The organism is Streptomyces sp. A18 (assembly GCF_059026065.1).
Genome location: NZ_JBWLKL010000057.1, coordinates 16,000 through 34,095, shown reverse-complemented (window position 1 = coordinate 34,095; position 18,096 = coordinate 16,000). Strand labels below are relative to the sequence as shown.

The 18,096-nt window shown below is 67.0% G+C and carries 14 protein-coding genes and 2 pseudogenes; 7 read left to right on the top strand and 9 right to left on the bottom strand.

The window, feature by feature from the left end; all coding sequences use genetic code 11:
• Positions 1 to 538: 538 nt before the first annotated feature.
• The gene (locus AC5P1C_RS40360; RefSeq protein WP_493870972.1) at positions 539 to 1,429 is read right to left on the bottom strand and encodes a LysR family transcriptional regulator; all 891 of its coding nucleotides are present in this window, start codon (positions 1,427 to 1,429) and stop codon (positions 539 to 541) included.
• Between the two features lie 542 nt (positions 1,430 to 1,971).
• Here AC5P1C_RS40360 and AC5P1C_RS40355 point away from each other — a divergent pair.
• On the top strand, positions 1,972 to 2,346 hold the full coding sequence (locus AC5P1C_RS40355) for a hypothetical protein (RefSeq protein WP_493870971.1): 375 nt from the start codon (positions 1,972 to 1,974) through the stop codon (positions 2,344 to 2,346).
• 254 nt (positions 2,347 to 2,600) lie between these two features.
• Here AC5P1C_RS40355 and AC5P1C_RS40350 read toward each other — a convergent pair whose 3' ends face one another.
• Both AC5P1C_RS40350 and AC5P1C_RS40345 read right to left on the bottom strand, forming a co-directional pair.
• Positions 2,601 to 2,957: a MerR family transcriptional regulator gene (locus AC5P1C_RS40350; RefSeq protein ID WP_493870970.1), complete on the bottom strand. Its 357-nt coding sequence runs from the start codon at positions 2,955 to 2,957 to the stop codon at positions 2,601 to 2,603.
• Positions 2,958 to 2,987: 30 nt separating this feature from the next.
• A complete protein-coding gene (locus AC5P1C_RS40345) occupies positions 2,988 to 3,173 on the bottom strand; it encodes a hypothetical protein (protein ID WP_493870969.1) in 186 nt (61 codons plus the stop codon).
• Between the two features lie 266 nt (positions 3,174 to 3,439).
• Here AC5P1C_RS40345 and AC5P1C_RS40340 point away from each other — a divergent pair, with 266 nt between their 5' ends.
• Together AC5P1C_RS40340 and AC5P1C_RS40335 are read left to right on the top strand one after the other, a co-directional pair.
• Positions 3,440 to 4,345, top strand: coding sequence for an NADP-dependent oxidoreductase (locus tag AC5P1C_RS40340; protein WP_493870974.1), 906 nt, complete (start codon positions 3,440 to 3,442; stop codon positions 4,343 to 4,345).
• Positions 4,346 to 4,637: 292 nt separating this feature from the next.
• Positions 4,638 to 4,754 (top strand): annotated as a pseudogene (locus AC5P1C_RS40335) (MerR family transcriptional regulator); the annotation flags it as partial.
• Here the strand turns inward: AC5P1C_RS40335 and AC5P1C_RS40330 are convergent.
• The 4 genes from AC5P1C_RS40330 to AC5P1C_RS40315 form a co-directional block, all read right to left on the bottom strand.
• Positions 4,753 to 4,875: a hypothetical protein gene (locus AC5P1C_RS40330; RefSeq protein ID WP_493870975.1), complete on the bottom strand. Its 123-nt coding sequence runs from the start codon at positions 4,873 to 4,875 to the stop codon at positions 4,753 to 4,755. The pseudogene AC5P1C_RS40335 and the gene AC5P1C_RS40330 sit on opposite strands and share 2 nt — an antisense overlap.
• 687 nt (positions 4,876 to 5,562) lie before the next feature.
• A complete protein-coding gene (locus AC5P1C_RS40325; RefSeq protein WP_493870968.1) occupies positions 5,563 to 6,447 on the bottom strand; it encodes a LysR family transcriptional regulator in 885 nt (294 codons plus the stop codon).
• A 401-nt stretch (positions 6,448 to 6,848) separates the two neighbouring features.
• Positions 6,849 to 7,046, bottom strand: coding sequence for a nuclear transport factor 2 family protein (locus tag AC5P1C_RS40320; RefSeq protein WP_493870967.1), 198 nt, complete (start codon positions 7,044 to 7,046; stop codon positions 6,849 to 6,851).
• Positions 7,047 to 7,161: 115 nt separating this feature from the next.
• Complete coding sequence (locus tag AC5P1C_RS40315; RefSeq protein ID WP_493870966.1) at positions 7,162 to 7,986, bottom strand: MBL fold metallo-hydrolase; 825 nt, start codon at positions 7,984 to 7,986, stop codon at positions 7,162 to 7,164.
• A 617-nt stretch (positions 7,987 to 8,603) separates the two neighbouring features.
• Here AC5P1C_RS40315 and AC5P1C_RS40310 point away from each other — a divergent pair.
• Positions 8,604 to 8,753 (top strand): annotated as a pseudogene (locus AC5P1C_RS40310) (nucleotidyltransferase domain-containing protein); the annotation flags it as partial.
• Positions 8,754 to 9,169: 416 nt separating this feature from the next.
• On the opposite strand, the gene AC5P1C_RS40305 reads toward AC5P1C_RS40310, so the two are convergent.
• Positions 9,170 to 10,099 (bottom strand): lipase family protein, encoded by a 930-nt coding sequence (locus AC5P1C_RS40305; RefSeq protein ID WP_493870965.1) that lies wholly within the window; start codon positions 10,097 to 10,099, stop codon positions 9,170 to 9,172.
• A gap of 669 nt (positions 10,100 to 10,768) precedes the next feature.
• Between AC5P1C_RS40305 and AC5P1C_RS40300 the strand changes: the two genes are divergently transcribed.
• Positions 10,769 to 14,719, top strand: a complete 3,951-nt coding sequence (locus tag AC5P1C_RS40300) for an AAA family ATPase (protein WP_493870964.1) — start codon at positions 10,769 to 10,771, stop codon at positions 14,717 to 14,719.
• Between the two features lie 243 nt (positions 14,720 to 14,962).
• Here the strand turns inward: AC5P1C_RS40300 and AC5P1C_RS40295 are convergent, their stop codons facing one another.
• Positions 14,963 to 15,724 carry a hypothetical protein gene (locus tag AC5P1C_RS40295; RefSeq protein WP_493870963.1) on the bottom strand — a complete coding sequence of 254 codons (762 nt, stop codon included), beginning with the start codon at positions 15,722 to 15,724 and terminating at the stop codon, positions 14,963 to 14,965.
• A 1,059-nt stretch (positions 15,725 to 16,783) separates the two neighbouring features.
• Between AC5P1C_RS40295 and AC5P1C_RS40290 the strand changes: the two genes are divergently transcribed.
• Both AC5P1C_RS40290 and AC5P1C_RS40285 read left to right on the top strand, forming a co-directional pair.
• The gene (locus tag AC5P1C_RS40290; protein WP_493870962.1) at positions 16,784 to 17,758 is read left to right on the top strand and encodes a hypothetical protein; all 975 of its coding nucleotides are present in this window, start codon (positions 16,784 to 16,786) and stop codon (positions 17,756 to 17,758) included.
• 24 nt (positions 17,759 to 17,782) lie between these two features.
• Positions 17,783 to 18,055: a hypothetical protein gene (locus AC5P1C_RS40285; protein WP_493870961.1), complete on the top strand. Its 273-nt coding sequence runs from the start codon at positions 17,783 to 17,785 to the stop codon at positions 18,053 to 18,055.
• Positions 18,056 to 18,096 lie beyond the last annotated feature (41 nt).

Here is an 18,096-nt window from a genome sequence, read left to right as displayed (position 1 = left end):
AGCCGATCGGCGCACCTCCGGATTGCCAGCTCAGCCGAATCTCGCTGATCAGACCGGAATTGTCAGACACCCCCTAGACCCTGGTTGGCGTCTGGCCGCAGGAAAGCGGCCTGCACGCTAGCGGTGCGGCCGTGAGCAGCGCAGAGGGACGCTCGGTCGGGGTCGACCGGAACCGAGCGTCTTGCGTGGGCGATTGTCGATTGAGGCGCTGGCCGTGTTCTGTTCGGAACCACCATGACACCATCACCGGGAGCTGCTTCTGATCAACCCTGTTCCCTTCTCCGTTTGTTCCAGGTGACGTTGGGCTCTGCCCACACCGCAGGCTCTCAGCCCTCGAGCTGTGACCGACCTTCGGCTTCCGAGGCGAGCTGGAGCCGGGTCAGCGACGAACGCGGCTCCAGCCACCGTCCTGCCGGGGTGGCGACCGGCGGGGCAACTCCCGCAGCCCTGTCCCGCCTCCGGAAGGTCACGCGCGCGAGGTCCGATCGAGGGGGAGTCTCGTGCCCTCTCAGGACGGTGGTGACTGTTGGGTGTTGCGTCACTGGGTGAGGGTGCCCAGGTCCCGTATGACTTGGGCGAGCGCGCGGACGGGCGGGGTCTCGGCGTCGGATCGCCAGACCAGGGCCCAGTTGAGCAGGTGGGAGTCGGTGATCGGGAGGTAGGCGACGTCGGGGCGGGCGCCGTAGCGTGCGGCGTGGGCGCTGGTGAGGTCGATGGCGTGGGATGTGGCCACCATGGTGGGCACCTCCTCGCAGCTGGCGACGGTGTGGATGCGTTCGATGGTGCGTCCCGACGGAGTCGCGAACGGGCTGTAGGCGTCCTCCCAGTACGACGGCTGCGGTTCGCCGGGGCCGAAAAGGCCCCGATCGCCGAATACCTCCATGGACACGTACTTGTCGTCGACGAGGGAGTGGTGCGCGGCGGTCATCGCGACCATGGGTTCGGTGCAGATGACAGGGCCGACGCTGAGGTCGGGTTCCTCGATCGGCAGCCATGCGACGAGTACGTCGATGTCACCCTGGCGCAGGGGATCGAAGGGATTGATGAACGGACTGTGCCGGATCTTCAGTTGCCACTGGGGGTGACGAGAGCGGAACGACTCCCAGTAGGGCAGGAGGTCGTGAGCGTTCTCGCCGATCATGCCCACCCGCAGTACGGCGGTGCCGCCGCGGGCGGCCAGCGCGGCTCGGTCCAGGCTGCGCCGCAGCGCGTCCGGGATCGGCAGAAGGTCTTCGCGGAGCTGGCGGCCCAGGGCGGTGAGCCGCACGGTGCGGCTGCTGCGGTCGAAGAGTCTGCCTCCGATGCTGCGCTCCTGCTTGGCGATGGACTGACTGACCGACGCCTGGGCGATTCGCAGCCGTTCAGCGGTGCGCCCGAAGTGCAGTTCGTCGGCCAAGGTCAGGAATATCTCGATATCACGCAACTGCATCGTGCAGGTCACTCCATTGATAGCTCTCAGCGATCGCAGGGATAAGAAAACCATCCTTGATCGACTAGCGAGCCCTCAAGCAAGCTGACTGAGCATTCCATCGGGGGAGGAGTTGCACGGATGCGCGGATGCACTGATGCCCGACAATCGGCATTCTCGGCACGCTTGTGTGGCGGGCGGGCGCAGGCGGGGCCGCAAGTGGCTCAGGCCCGGCAGGGGAGAGGTCGTGGACCCGCCTGGGTGCGACGGGGGATTCGCGCGCTGGTCTACTCCGGTGTCCATGTGAGACCGGGGGGCTCCTCCACACCCCCCAGCGAAAATCACCTACTCGCAAAGGTAGTTGAACGGGGCATACCCGGATGCACCGGGCAGCAGCATGGGTGCCTGCTGCCACGGCTCTGACAGTTCCGGCTCAGCGGAACGTTGAATCTCTCGGGCTGACAGGAACCGCGAGCCCGCATAAATGATCTCCCGGGCGCGCACAACCCGCGATACGCCCGTGGAACTCCGGGGAACCGGAAGCAAGCACAGGAGAAGACAGCATGAAGCTTCGCAAGATAACCGCCCGGGCCGCCTTGGCCGGTACGGCTGCCCTGGCGGTCATCGGTGTCACGGCGACCAGCGCTTCGGCGGGCACCGACATCGGTATCCGTGGTGAACGCGGCGGCGCCTACTGGTACTCCGCCGGTGACGTCCTGCGGGTCAGTGACTACGCCAAGGACGGCCTGGGTGTTGAAGGCATCCTGGTCATCGAGGGCTACGACGACCGGACGCTGAGGGTGACGAGCGGCACCAACACCTCCAGGGAGCTGAACCTCAACCTGAAGGAGGGCACCGAGGTTCACCTGCGCATGTGCTACTTCGACAAGACCGGTTACGCGGTGAAGTGCGGCGACGGGCACTTCGGTTCCGCGTGATCACGAGCTGACGCGTGACTGACCTTGGGAGTCCGGCCCCACGGGCCGGGCTCCCAAGGTCTCGCCCTGCTGGAGCACATATGCCGGTTCCGGGAGGTCAGTCGGCCGGGTAAGGGCAAGCCATTCTTCCCAAGTGATGTCCCGGCCCAGGGAGTCGATCCGCTGGGGGACGATCGAGCGGCTCAACATCCGGCTCACCGCACCGGCGCGAACGAGCACCGGCAGCGAGCGCATGGTCTCGCGAGTAGGAGCGATCAGTCCTGCACGACGTTCGCCGCGGCCACATTCTCGATCACGCGGCCGAGTTTGGTCTGGGCCCGGGTCAGGTCCTGGATGCGTGTGGCGATGCGGTCGCGTTCGATGATGAGCTGGTCGAGCATGGCGGGGGTCGCGACGCCGGTGCTCACGCACGGCAGCAGTTCGACGACAGTACGGCTGGAGAGGCCGGCCGCGAAGAGGTCCTGGATGAGCTGGACCCGCTCCAGGGCTTCGTCGGGATAGTCACGCTGCCCACCGGGCGTCCGTGCCGATTCCAGGAGCCGCTGTTCCTCGTAGTAGCGCAGGGCCCGCACGCTGACCCCTGACCGCCTGGCGAGCTGTCCGATGCGCATGTCGCAGGTCACTCCCTTCCCAGTCATACCTCACGTTGCCGTCAGGTTCAGGCTAGCAATACCGGTTCCGGGGGCGGCCCTGGGGCCGATCGGACCGTTGCCGGCGCCGAGATTGATCACGGCCCGGTAGTGGCGGGCCCCGAGGGCGTTCACGCTGTTCACGTACGCACGGGCGTTCACGCTGTTCACGTACGCATGGGCGTTCACGCTGTTCACGTACGCACGGCAGTCCTCGCGTCGTGCCGGGATCGCCGAGCCCACCCGAGGGCACACGGGTCTCGACCGTGACGGGCGGCGTGACCCCTCGCAGTGGCCGCAGGTCCCACGCTCACCCCCGCCTGCCCGGCAACACCCACCCCCGCGCCTGCCCTCTTCCGGCCGAGCGCCACTAGCGGCTTGCACCTCACGTCGACGTCAGGTTCTAGAGTGACGAGCGTCGGATGAACACGTCATTCCGGCCCGTCAAAGTAAGGCAGACCATGATGCGCGCAGCCCGGTTCCACGAATACGGCGGAGCAGAGAGCCTGGTGATCGAGCAGGCGCCCGACCCCCTCCCCGGACCCGGTGAGATCCGTGTCCGCGTCGCTGCGGCCAGCGTCAATCCCATCGACTGGAAGCTGCGCGCCGGCGCCCTGCACCAGCTGATTCCCCTGGAGCTGCCCGCCATTCCCGGGCGCGACGGCGCCGGCGTGGTCGACGAGATCGGCGACGGGGTGCAGGGGGTGAGCATCGGCGACCGTGTCTTCGGACTGGGCGGTGTCACCGGGGCGACCGCGGAGCTGCTCATCCTCTCGGCCTGGGCGCACACCCCCGCCACGTGGAACGACGAGCAGGCCGCTGCTGCCGGTCTCGCCACAGTGACCGCGATGGGTGGACTGAACGCGCTCGGCTCCCTCGCGGGGCGCACCCTTCTCGTCGAGGGCGCCGCCGGAGGCGTGGGCAGCGCGGCGGTCGAGATCGCGGTAGCGCAAGGTGCCACTGTGATCGGGACAGCCAGTGAACGCAACCACGAGTTCCTCACCTCTCTCGGCGCCGTTCCCACCACCTACGGCCCCGGCCTCGCACAGCGCCTCATCACTCTCGCTCCGCACGGCGTCGACATCGTGCTCGACACCGCGGCCTCCGGCTCCCTGGACGACCTCGTCGCGATCACAGGTGACCCGCAGCGCGTCGCGACGGTCGCCGACCACGCGGGCGGGCACCGCCTGGGCACGCATGTGGTCAACGCGGTGAACGATTCCACTCTCCTGTCCGTGGCGGCGGAACTGGGCGGACAAGGCCGCTACACACCGCGTATCGAACAGACCTACCCTCTGGAGCGGATCGCCGACGCCCACGCGCACGCCGAGCGCGGACGCACCCGAGGAAAGATCGTGATCTGCATCTGAACAGGCCGATCTGTGTCTGAACAGGCCCATGAGGCAGGTAACTCGAAACGTGTGGGCCTGCGTGTCGAGCGTGCCCTCGATCGGGACCGGAGAGCGGGCGGCCCGGAATAGGCCGATCTCCATGGCGCCTCGTCAAGCAGGCGCACGGACTCACATGCTCCCCGCCTCGATCCAGATCATCCAGCCCCGCCGGTGCTTGTTGGTCGCTTGTGAGGTGACGCCGTGCGGCAGACGCCGCAGACCCAATCAGGTCACCAGCAGTTCGCATCACCCAGCGAGCCCGCCTCATCACCCGCTGCGCTCCGCGGGCGGCCACCGCCGCCACTCCCGCCACCAACTGCGCATCGCCGCTCGCGCCCGGGAACCCGTCAGCCAGGGCACCCCCATCGAGGCCGTCTGCCGCATCGTCAAGTGCGGGGGCGAGGCACGGCGGCGGCGGGCCTCAGGGCGAGGCGCTTGTCCATGTCCAGGCGGATGGTCAGGCGGATGGTGCCGTACGGGTTTGACGTTGGACCGATCAGCGAGCTCACGCCGTGCCCGTCCTCGTCGCTCAGCTTCGTCGCCCAGGCCGGTTCGGCCGGAACTTGCTGAACCAGCTGGGAGTTGACGTGGACGAGCGCGAACTGCAGCAGATGCAGGGCGCCAGCGCCAGGCCCACGGCCCGTAGCATGCCCAGCAGCAGCGGGGTGTACCGGCCGTAGCGGATCGTCCGCCCCTCCACCTGCTCGACGAACGTGCGCAATACCGCTCTCCACAACCACTTGCTCCACCAGCCATTACTCAGCGAGCGGGAACACCATCCCCAGCACGTTCGCACGCAGTACGGACAACGGCACGACCGTGACGGGCTGTCACCTCGTCGCGAAATCTTGCGAGAGTCAATTTACAACTGGCCACTGACACCAACCCCTTCAGTCAACCGCCCGCCGGGGGGCGCCTAGCTCGACGAACTCCCGGCGCATTACAGCTCGTTGCTCCTCGAAGAGGACGGAGGCAGGGGACCTCGTACTCGGGTCGGTGTCGAGGGCCTTGAGTAGAGTCGCCGAACTTTCCTTGAACCAGCGCACCAGCCCTTCAAGATCGCCCGGAGCCGGAGTGGCCTGGCAGCTGCCGTGTTGCTCGGCCGGCGGGGCCGCTCCCAGCTGCATGGGCGAAGCTTGCGCGACCGGAGGGATGGGATCGGCGCTGGGTGGGTTGGCTCCGTGCCTGGCCGGTAGTTATGGTTCCTGCGGTCCGAGCTGCTCGGCGATCTTGGCGAAGGTGCGGATCGTGTCGGTTTCGGTGGCGGTGCGCCAGATCAGTGCCCAGCGGGCTGGCGGGGCGTCGTGGATGGGCACGTAGGCGATGTCTGGTCGGGCGAAGTAGCGGGTGGCCTGCTGGTGAACTGGTGAGACGGCCTCGCCGGTGGACACGATGTGCAGCAGTTCCAGGGAGTCGCCGGCGGTCGGCCCGATGGGGATCGGGCGGCCGGTGGGCGTCAGGGAGGGCACGATCGCTTCACGCCAGTAGAGGGGTGCGGCGCCGCCGATGGTGATCTGGTCTGCGAGGTCTTCATAGGAGACGGACTCCCTGCACGCCAGTGGGTGGCCGCGGGCGACGGCGAGCATGACCGGCTCGTTGTGGATGACGGGTCCCACCGTCAGGTCGGGCTCTCGTACAGGTAGCCACAGCATGGCCAGGTCGAGATCGCCGGAGCGGAGCCCGGCGAAGGGACGGGCGAAGCCGATGGTGCGGAACTGCACGTCGACTCCGGGGCGGGCGGTGGCGAACGCGTCGAAGTAGGGCTGCAGATCATCCACGTTTGTGGCGATCATGCCGATGCGTAGCACCTCGCGCATCCCCTTCGCCTCCTGCTCGGCGCGCCGCAGGCTCTGGTGTATCTGGTGCCGGGCGGCTGCGAGGTCGTCGATCAGGCGCCGGCCGAGAGGTGTCAGTTCCGTGTTGCGGCTGGTGCGCTCGAACAGCGCCGCGCCGATGCGGCGCTCTTGCGCTTTGACGCACTGGCTGACCCGGGAGGGGGTGATGTGCAGCCGCTGCGCGGTCCTGCCGAAGTGCAGCTCCTCGGCGAGCACCACCAGGATCTCGATGTCTCGCAACTCCATAACAACCCCCCGGTGTTGATCCGTCCGGCGACCGCGCGCCACGCTACCTGGCGCCGGGACGGCTCGTGTAGCTGTGGGTTCACGTTGCTGCTCGAACTGCGTGTTGATCAACTGGCGGCGGCGGTGGCGGCCGGGGCGAGCTCGGCGCGCAGCGGCAGCGCCCGGACGCGGGCGCGCTGCAGGACCAGGGCCTGGTGTGGGCCCAAGATCGCTCCGAGAGCTGAGCCGCGCGCCCGCTGTTCCGTCCTGCAGTACCCGTCCCGGCTTCGCCTCTCCCGCGTCTGCGGGGGTGGAGTGCTGGGGTGGGGTCCGCGTCCGCTTCAGTACCACCGTGAGCTCTCGGGCAAGCACCGTGTCGTCGCCGAGTACTCCCCGCGCAACCGTGCTATGTGCTGCGTGGGTCAGCCGTGCTTGACCAGGTCGTTGACAGCCTGGGTGTCTTTGTAGAAGGCGTTCGCACCGTAAATCTTGCCCTCACGCACCGTGTAGTGCTCCACAACCTCGATCGGCAGTCGACGCCCGCTTTTCCGGGAGACGAATACGAGGTTGAGCCGCATCTCCACCACGTCGCCGGCTTCGACGACGGCGTAGTCCCGCACAATCATTTCTGCCGAAGCGTTGATCGCGCCTTCCAGTCACTTTCCAACTCGCGTTCACCGACGCCATCTTGGCAACGGCTCACTGGCAGGGGCGTCCTGTGGCGGAAGCGGATCTCTAGTCAGGCGTCCCCTCGCGCTCGCTTCCTCGGGCGAGGCTTCGGGCCTGCCCTTCGTGAATGTCGCTTGCCCACTCCCAGCCGGGCTTGGGCGATACGACCCGTGGGTCGCTGGAAACCCGGGCGTTACGTAGGTCCTCCACGTACGCTCGATCCAGTTTGATCCTTGCGCGTACCTCCTCGTCCCTGGCGACGGATCCGTGTCCGGGGATGAGGACATCGATGTCGTCCGCTACGCCCTCGAGCAGTCCCAGCCCGATGAGGTAGTCCTCAATCGGGTTGTCGGTGTCATCGAGCATGGGCACGAAGACATCGGAGAGCATGTCGCCGGAGATGAGAACTCGACGTTCTTCGATCAACAGCGCCGCATGGCCCGGGGCATGCGCCGTATGCTCAATGATCCGCACCTTGGGGCCATCCCAAGGAAGCTGCGCGGTTTCAGCAGGCAGGCCAGTGATAAGGCCGTACAGGGCCAGCGGTGTGTCCTCGGCGATTTCCGGCGGCAGCCCCTCGGCGACGCCAGCCTTCCAGTCCGCGTTCGACAACACATCCTGCATAAAGGCCGCGCATCGGGCTGTGCCGTAACGAGGCGCTTCGCCAAGTGCGGCATGCCAGAGCACGTGATCCCAATCAGGATGCGTCGAGAAGCCTGCGACCACGGGCCGGCCCAGCTGACGAAGGTCGTTCGCCAGGCAGATCATTTCGGCGCCGGTAATCCCGACGTCTACGAGTAGCACGCCGTCCCTGCCATGCACGACAACGGTGTTGTTCTCGAGCAACTCACTCTTGTGGATCAGTACACCCTCGGCGACCTGCGTCAGCATGGGCCCCTCCCGTTTGAAGACTGCGGCCGCCTCTTGACCGGCACTGGGTTGTATGTCCTGCTCAAGATTGAACTCCCTGCCCGGTTTGCAGCGTCACCCTGCCAGAGGGTCTGACGCACATCAACACAACCGGACGGGGGTGGGCGATGGCGACCCCCAACGACGAGACCGTGCACGGGGGCTTCTTCAGTGTTGAGCCTAGGTCAGATGACGGCCCTGCGACGGCACTCCAGGTTGGAAGAGGCTGAATACCACTCAGATCGCTCGGTGAGCAGGCGTCGGCAGCCCAACTGGCCAGCAAGGCTTTGTCGAGGTCGAGCAGGTTCCAAGGAATCAGCCGACAGCATCGCAGCCGCCACTGACATCGCGGACGCGACGGCCCCTCCCCTCGACCCACACCCCGATCCGAGGGACGAATAGCCATACCGGGCAGGGAGATCGACTGTCCGCCTACAAGGACCTGAAGGGCTCTGCCAAGGTTTCCGGATGTTGTTGGTGATCTTGACTTGTCCTGGTGAAGTCCCGTTGTGAGGGCTCCCGTTGACCGGGGCTTTGTGCTGCGCTGAAGGAGGCGGGGTTGTTCGAGCGGTCGGAGGGGTGACCGCGATGTCCATGGGGTCGGGTTCAGGGCGGGTGATTCCGCCGTTGACGGTGCGGATGGCATGGGCGAGCAACCCGCGGGGTCATCTTCCCCCGCTGCGTGCTTCGTGACGGGCACCGTCCAGGGGACCGCTGTCCCGTCCTTGTCCGCCGAGCAGCAGGTCTAATTCCACCAGGGATGCGAACCATCGGAACATGACCGGCACGACATGGCACAACTCCACCGCATCTTCGGGATCGCCACGCATTTCTGACCCAGTGTTCGCCAACGTCGACCGGTACGGCGAGCCGTCGGCGCAGCGCCTGTTCCCCGCACGTCAGTCGCGGCCCCGCGGAGCAGCAGGACGGTGCCGCGCCCGGACTGATACTCCGCATTGAGGATCAGCACCCGGTTGACGGCGCTGAGCCATCCATGGGCCGCCGCGCGGATGTCCTCCAGCGGAAGGCAGTGCTCCTCGACCCGTCGCAACCCGGTGTCCAGTTCGGGGACGATCCTCTGTGCGCCGACGACCCAGATCGCGCGGGCCGTGCCGCATCACCGATACGAAGCGTGGCGGTAGCCACTGAAGAACTGCCCAGCACATCAGGGTCCGGGGCGGCTTCCTGTTTGAGCGTCCGTGCTGAGTGTCCTCGTCCTCAGGGCCAGATCGACGACGGCATCTTTGGCCAGATAGCGGTGGACATCGTGGGCCTTGGCGACGCCACCGTTGTGAGCCACCACGTCAGTGACCCCCGCCGCAAGGTGGGACAGGCCCGCCCCCTTGTTCACGACGTCGTTAGGAGAGTGGAGATTGGTCCACTCCACGGAGGCAGGCACGGAGAGCGGAGCATTAGCGGGCGTGTGAACACCATTTCGGACGCACAGCCAGCTCAGGGGAGATCCACAGGTCACGAAGGTGTTCACGCCGGGCTCGCCATCGTGCCCGGTCGGTACCTCGCCACGGGTGAGCATGTCGTAGAACACGACGCTTCCCAGTGAATGGGCGATCACCATGCGAGCGCCGGTGGCGTTCAGGGTTCCTCGGATCTCGGCGCGGACGGCGGCCGCCGTCTCCTCGTGGCGCAGGTAGTCATGGGCCTCGCGGATCAGCCACAACAAGCGGCTGGTCACTCCCTTGCCGGCCACCTGATCCACGGCATGTGCGCGACGCAGGATCCGAGGCGTGAAGCGTGCTCCGCCGAGGGTGTGGTCTGCCAGCGGTGAGTTGTCCTCCTCGGCGGCGGCTGTTGGAGCGTAGGCGGCCAATGCCCCCAGGATGAACGCCTCTTCGTCCTCGTCGACAGGGGCGTCGTCGATCTGCTCCGGTCCCAGGCGCATGTACCGGGTGGCTGTCTTGGGATAGATATCCCGGTACGAGGGGACCGTCAGTTCGACCGGCCCCACTGCCTCGGCGTGTTTCGAGGCTGCCACAGCCGAGTCCACCGTCTTCTGCCACTTGCTGCTCAGTCTCGGCGTCGTGGCGGAAGAGCCTTGCCTGATTCCGTGTACACCGGCGATCTGAAGTACGTCCACTACGGCCCCGATTCCCCTTGTCGAACCCGTGGGCGATGTTAGCCGCATGCGACGGCGGGTACGCCTCCCGGCTAGGCTGGCGGACCGCGTGCTTCGTGCCGTGCGCGGTGCAGGGGGCGAGTGGTGAGTACGGAAAACCTCGACGGTATTGCCCGACGGCGGCTGGTCGTGGTCGCGATCGATGGCTACGAGGACCAGCCGGACGGCTTCGATGAGGCGATAGCCGAGCAGGTGGGATGGATCACCGGCTGGCTTGCCGACCCCGGCCTCGGTGCCGACCGGCGCTTCGAGGTGAGCCGGGCACCCTCAGTACGTACCGTCGACGAGCTCCGCGAGTTTCTGCGGGGCGAGAACCTCGCCGCCGCCCGCTATCAGGAAGCGATCGTCGTCTACATCACGGGTCATGGCCTGCGCCGTAACGCACCCCGCCACTTTCTCACTCTCCCCGAGACGGAGCCGGACCGTCTGTTGGCCACGGCTTTCCCCACGAGCGAACTGGTCAGCGCGGCCGTCGACAGCGAGTCCGAGCACGTGATGGTGCTGGTCGACTCGTGCTTCTCCGGCACCCTGCGCGCTGAGTTGAGTACGCTCCTGGAAGCCCTGTCCGACGATCGCCACAGCCACTACGGCATCGCCGTCGTCACCGCGGGCAACCACTACGTACAGCCCATGGTGGGCTCGTTCACCCAGCGCGTGGCCCTGGCCTGCGAGCGGATGCGGGACGAGGCAGCCGGCTACACGGCATCCCACCTGTCCTTCGCCGAGTGGGAACAGCTCCTGGACCAGGTCGGACGAGACGACAAGGACCAGGAGAGGGACCTGGTCAGCGCCGAGTGGATCGTGCCGCACTCCCGCAAGCACCTGCTGAGCGCCTGCCTGCCGAACCCGCGCTACCGATCGCCAGAGCACTCGGCGGGCCCGGCGCTGCGTCAACTGGCCCTGGTTCCAAGGGCTGGAGCAGACGCAGGGGCAGACTCGGCATCAGACCCCCTGACGGAGTTCTGGTTGGAGCGCGCGTCCGGCCGCGCGGCCGAGGACGATCCCGGCTGGTACTTCAGCGGCCGTACCGAGCCGATGACCTGCATGACCAGTTTCCTGCAGGGCCCGGCAGGCGTCCTGATCGTCACGGGCGCGGCCGGGTCCGGCAAGTCCGCCCTGCTGGCCCGGCTCGTCACCCTTTCCGATCCGGGCTTCGTCACTGATCCGCGCCACGAAGCCATGGTGGCGAGCATCGTTCCGGAACTGCGGCCTGAACCGGGGGCGGTGGACGTCGCCGTTCTGGCCCGCAACAAGTCCGCGCGCGTCGTCATTCAGGACCTCCTCACAGCGCTGGGCGGCGAGGGCGATACGCGAGCGGCGGCCGATCCGGAGCAGTTGCCGCTCCAGGCCCTGATCCGGCTGGTGAGTGACCGGGCCGACGGGTCGGCTGTTCCCGTCACCGTGGTGATCGACGCGCTGGACGAAGCCGAGGACCCACTCGCCCTCGTCAACGACGTCATCCTGCCGTTGGCCCACCTGAGGCTTGCCGAACGCGGCGGCGCCGTCCGTCTCCTTCTGGGCATCCGCAGTTCCCCCGCTGTTTCGTATGCGACCAGCTCAGCCCTGCACGACGAGCGGGCCGACCAGCTGCTTCTGCAGCTGACCGAGGCCCTGTCGGCCGAGGGCATCGAGCCGCAGGAATTGCGGAGCGACGGTCTCGACAGCGTGAGTGACATCGCCGCCTACGCCGTCACGCTGCTACTCGCACCGGAGACCAGCCCCTACCGGGGAGCGCCGGAAGCCGCCGACGAGGCGGCGCAGGCGATCGCGGCTGCGGTCGCACCGTCCTTCCTGGACGCCCGGATCGCCGCTGACCAGCTACGGAGGGCCGAGGCCCGGCAAGACCTGACCGAGGAAGGCTGGCTCGACCGTCTCTCCGACGGCACTACCGGGCTGCTGCGCGAGGACATCAAAGCCGTGTCCCTGGCGACTGATGTACCAGCCGCTTTGCTGGTCGCCGTCATCCGGGCGACTGCATTCGCACCGGGGGCCGGCCTCCCCTGGGCCGAGGTCTGGCCGGCGGTCGTCGCCGCTCTGGTGGCGAATGAATACGGTGGCGGACATGTATCTCGCGACGCTGCCGATCGGGCCATCCGCACGCTTCGCTCCAGCCGACTCACCGGCTACCTCGCCACCGCGGAGGAGGACGATCGGGTGGTCTACCGACCGGTCCACCAGCGGCTGACAGATCTCCTCATAGCCGATCATGACTGGCTGTTGGCCCCTCCCTCGACCACTGCCACACATTGGTGGCGGCCGTTCACCAGGCCGCAGGAACTGGTCGCTGCGCATGCCGCGATTGTGGAGACACTCGCCGATTTGGTCCGCGGTGCCCGTCCGCACCTGGCGCACCCCTACATTCGCAGGCACTTCCTGCATCACGCGGCCGTCGGTGAGGTTCTGACCGACCGGAGCGTGCCGCTTGAGTTGCTGGCCCAGGAGACGTCGGAAGCCCTGCGCGCCCGCCTTGGCCTGCCGCTCCCCACGGCCGATCCGGAACGGCGCGTCCTGACGGCCGCCGCGATCATCGAGCCCTACCTCGACGACCACGTCGACTTCACCTCACGGGCAAGCAGCATGGCCTTCCACGCGGGTGCGGAAGCGGAGCCGCAGGACGGCCCCGAGCGGCTCCCCATGGCAAGTGTCTGGAGTCGGTGGGCAGCGCCGACGAACGTACTGGCTCCTCCTTTCCGGCATGCGGTCGCCGCATGCGTGGTGCCGACCTTGGACGGACGCTCACTCGTCGCGGTGGCGGCAGGCAGGGGCGGAACTCGAATCTGGGACGCCGCGACAGGCAAACGTGTGGCGGACCTCGGATCGCAGGGGTATGTACGTGCTCTGCGGCCCATTCGGGCCACCGGCGGGCGGACGTTCCTGGTCGTGCTGGACGCAACCACTGTGAAGATCTGCGACCCTGTGTCGGGCCAGTCGATCGCCGCCGCGTCGCTTCGCAACGGCATGGAAGCGCACGTCCTGGAGGATGGCTTCTCACGTTGGAAGGTACTTGTCCGCACCAGGGACGACCGGGTGATTCTGTGGAGGCCCACACCGCGTGACGCGGACCCGGGAGAGTTGATCGAGGGCAGAGGGTGGCCGTCCGTGGCCTCGCGTTTCGGCCAGAGTGCGACGGCGGTCGTGCGCAGGGCGAGTGGTCATGCCCAGATCGCGGTCGTCACTGCGGAGGGGATCCGTCGCTGGGACCCGGTGGCAGGGATCGTCGCGAAGCCGCCCTTTGGGGGCACGGACGCAGCAATCCCAGTGGCCCTTGCGAGGCCCGAGGCCGACGACCTGCTTCTGGTGAGGAACGGGCCTGCGGGCCGGCGACTGGAGGTTTGGGACCCTTTCACCGGCGTGCGAGTGGCGGTGTCCCCGCGAGGAGGCCATGGCGCCGTGGCACTGCCTGGAGGCAGTGCATTCGCCTGCATCAGGGGCAGCCGGATCGTCGTACGGGACCTCGCGACCGGCACGGAGCGGTCTTTCGACGCCGACGTTCCGTCCGCCGACGTCCTCGCCGTGCCCGAGGGCGGATCAGCGCGCCACATCGTATCGGCGGGGCCACAAGGCGTCAGGCTCTGGGACCTCGCCGAGGAACCTGAGGTTGACGGGCACAGCGCAGGGGCCATGCGGTATCTGGCGCCGTGGACGACAGGCCGACGCAGCATGTGGCCACTGTGCAGGATCAGGCAGCCGTCCCACGACGGGAACGCGGCCATGGACTTCCTTGTTGTCGGCAGACCTGGGGGCCTCGACATCCACGACGCGGTGACCGGAGAACCACTCGGGAGCCTGGACGTCGGACGTGTCAGTGCCGTTCATCCGCTCCCGTCTGCGCCCGGTACCGCCCTGGTGGCTGTCACCGGGCCGTACTCGTGGTCCGTTTGGGACGTGGTGTCCCAAGAAGTTGTGGCGACCGCGCCTGGGGGGCGCTCACCACAACACGCTTCGTGCGTCGCACTGACTCCCACGGGGTTGCCGGTGCTCGTCATCGCGGAAGCTCACGCAGGATTCCGTTGCGTCGTGTGGGATCCCGATGACGGCGAACCGATGATTTCCACCATCACGCCCGACCTGAAGGGGGGAGTGGGTGCACTCGCCGCCCTTCCGTTGGGCTCGCATGGCGACCATGAGGTCGTGGTCGCCGTGGCGGAACACTGGAGTGTCGCTCTCATCGACGTGATGTCCGGGGTACGTATCGGCACACTGTCCCTGCGCGCTTCCGACACCAGAGTCCAGAGTCTGTGTGCCTTCACGACGCAAGGCAAGACTCTGCTCGCCGCGTCGACGGCATCCGGCATCCACGTATGGGACATGGTCGATGGCACTCAACTTGCCTCGTGGGCCTCCTCGGACACTCTGACTCTGACCGGTCTCGACCTGCCGGACGGGCGTACGCTGTTGGCTTCAGGCGGCGCCGGTGGGGTCCGCATCTGGGACCCATGGACGGGCGACCTCCGGCACACATTGCTCACCGGGGCGCCGGTCCCCGCGCTGACCACCGCAACCGGCCCGGAGGGGACGGCCCTTCACCTTTACGGCGCGGCCGGCTTGGCAACGGTTTTGGTCGACGAACGGCAACTCTGAGCTTGTCGTCGTCTACAACAGGGTTCCCAGCAGGACGAGTTGGCGGCGCTGTGAGGCTTCCGATGCTTCCGGGCGTGGGAAAGGAGACTTGGGCTTTCGTCAACGGGATCGTGGAGAACCTGACAGTGGCGGGTGGTAACCCCGCCACCGCAGCCGCTTCTTCAACACCGAACAGGGCGCGGAAGGACGGATGACCTGTGTTCCGGCATGGACGCAGAGGGCACGCACGCCGATCAGGCGGCGCTACCGGCTGCGGTCACGGGTGGGTCCGGTCAATAGGACGATCAGGAGCAAAACCACGGCCACACCTCCCAGCACGGCGGCGAACATCCACCCGAACCCGGGTAGGTCGTCGGCTTTGCCGGTTGCCAGCGCGATGAGGCTGACGACAACGACGCCGAAGACCGTGATCCGCATCGCCGTGTAGGCGCATCCCATCGCGCCAATGATCGAGCCCTCGAGCCTGTCCCGTGCCGCGGACTTCTCTTGCGCGACCTTGATGGCTGCCGGTTGCGGGGTCCAGTCCTTGCCGCGCCGCTGTTCCCACATCTCGCGCAGGGCGTGCACCTCGTGTTGAGTCGACTGCGTGTCTTTGCCGACGAGGTTGGGGAGCACGATCCTGTGGCCGTCGCGGGTGTAGATCACGACGCTGTCCACGGTCTTGGCCGTTCCGTTGCTGGCTCCGATCGAGGTCTCCTCGATCTCGATCGCAGTGACATCCCTCCAGGCTGTTCTCCGGGTCCCCGCGTCCCGGACGGTGATGTGGTCCTGCTCGACGATGGTCGCGGCCCTGATGAAGGACACCATGAAGGCGAGCGAGAGAGCTGCGAACGCGGCGAAGGGGAGCGTTACGACGAAGGGAGCCTGTGCCACCCTCACGAGGAGCACGGCGAACGCTGCCAGCGCACTCGCGCAGACGAAGAGCAGGGCGGCGACGAGCGCCTTCACCACCAGAGACCCGCGGTACTTGCGCACCTGCGACCTGCCATCCACCGTGCCGGTCATCCAACACCCCTGTCGCGTCCGGGTCATCCGAATCTAGACCCTCTGAGCACGCAGGGGGAGGGGGCGGGAATACAAGTGACTGCCGCTGGGCCGACAGAATTCGAACAACGCGAGTCCTCACCCCGGCCCGCTGCCGAGGACTTGGCGTACTTGAGTATCGCCAGCACGGCGTGCTGCGGGTAGCCCGCGTCCCTCACGGTCTTGACTACCGTGCCGGACGGCAGCGCCAGGAGCGCACCGACCACTGCGCCGTCTTGATTCTGAGCGACCAGGGAAAGCGAGAGGGCCAGTGCTGCAGCGGCGAGCCTGCCGCTGGCGGCCGCGCGGGCCAGGGGCTCGGTCAGCGAGTCGCTGCCGCTCGTCAGAGCTTCCTGCAGTCACCTCCCGCAACGGCCGGCTTCAACTCCCTCCACGTGGGCGGGTTCGATGTCCTCGGTCGCCAGGGCCAGCAACTCGGCGAACCGGCTGCTGTCCTCGGGGCGCGCGGACGCACGCGGATTCCATCGGGCCCGGGTAAGCCCTCGAGCAGGCGTTGCCTGGTGAGCCGGGCACCGGGGGAGGGGTGCTCCCTGCGCTGCTTTCTCTTCTTCGCCATCCGGAGGGCTACCCCAACCTGCCCGACTGCCCATCCGCTCCCGGTGGATCCCGGGGCTCACTACTCGTCGCGTCCGTGCAGCACCGCGTTCTGGCCGTGCTGCCGAAGACGTCCGCAAGCTGCGTCATGGGACGTATCTGATAGGCCGCCGCGTATCGGATAGAGCAGCCTCGGGGGCTGCCTGCACGGAGATCGGAGCCGCCGGAGTGGAGTCGTGCGACCTCTGATGAGTCTTTGGCTTCGTAGGTTGCTTCAATTCTTGGCCTGAGATTAGAAGGTTACGTGTGGCAAAACGCCTTGGATCAGATGCAAATTTGAGGCTGATTTATGACTCTCGCCACAGCGTGTCCCGCTCTGTGTGTGATGGAGTCGATCTTGACCACAAGGCCCGGCAAACGCCCATCGCCCTCGGGGGGATGGGTTGCGAGCTATGCCTGAAAAGCACGTTCAAAGGAGTACGGCGCGTGCAGAACAGCACACACCGTCGCCAGTTCAGCAGGCTCTCCCTCGCTGCTGTATCCGCCACCGTTGGGGCAGCGCTCTTCGCCTCCGCGATCCCGGCCAACGCCGCTGTCGCCACCACGCGTTCGGATGGCGCGGCCCAGGCCGCCGCTGTCGTGGAAGCTGCCACGGGGACGGCCGACATCGCTGCGTCAACGGTGGCTCCGGGCACGCCGGCCAAGGCGGTCACCGCTGCGGACGGAGCCGCCCTCACGGTCACCGCACCGCAGAAGGCTAACGGCGCCCTGCACGCGGTCGATGACAGCGGCTCTTCGTTCGGCCTCACGCTGCCGGGCGCCAAGGATGTCGCCGGAGTCAAGGTCGGCGCTGGCACGGTGATCTACCCCGACGCCGCTCCCGCCACGGACCTCGCGGTGCAGCCGACCACGGACGGCGGAGCCCGCACCTTGATCACGCTCAAGGACGACAAGGCCTCCGAAACCCACCGCTTCCGGCTCAACATCCCGCAGGATGCGGACATCACCGAGGACGGCCAAGGTGGCTTCGAGATCACGCGTGAGGCCGCCGAGGGCGTTCACGTCCCGGTCGCCACGATCGACGCGCCGTGGGCGAAGGACGCGAACGGCAAGAGCGTGCCCACCAGTTACAAGCTGGACGGCAACGACCTCATCCAGACCATAGAGACCGGCGGGGAGACCGCGTTCCCGGTGGTCGCCGACCCGAAGATGACATGGGGCATCGTGACGGGCACCGCGTACTTCAACAAGAAGGAGACCAAGGCGATCGCGAACAATGGCGCTCTGTCCGGTGTGGTTTCGGGTTTCCTCCCGCCTGGCCTGAACATCTACTGGGGAGCGCACGCCGCGGTCATCACCACGACGGCGCTGAAGGCGAAGAACGCCAAGAAGTGCATCAAGGTCAAGTTCGCGGCTGGAATTTTCATCCCCGGCCAGTACTCCGGCGGAAACTGCAAGTAGCAACACCAGCAAAACGATCGGAGAATGGCTTTGAGTAGCTCGTGGCTCATCTACAGCGGAGCCCTGCTGGTGCTCCTGTCCATCGGGATCCTGTTCTTCGTGGGCAGGCCTACGACACCCGCCTGGCGTGACACTACGTCGATAGCCTGCGGCGTCCTCGTCTTTGCCGTCGTGTGTGTTCTGGCGCTGCTCCTCCACGCACCGGCTCGGATCGCGGTGTCAGGGGCGTGCTTCTGGATGGCTGCAGTGATCACCGGCGTGCACGCCGTACGCGGCCGTATCAGCTCGCAAAGTTGATCGAGACGGCCCGCACCCTCGGCGTGAATCGCCAGGAGTGC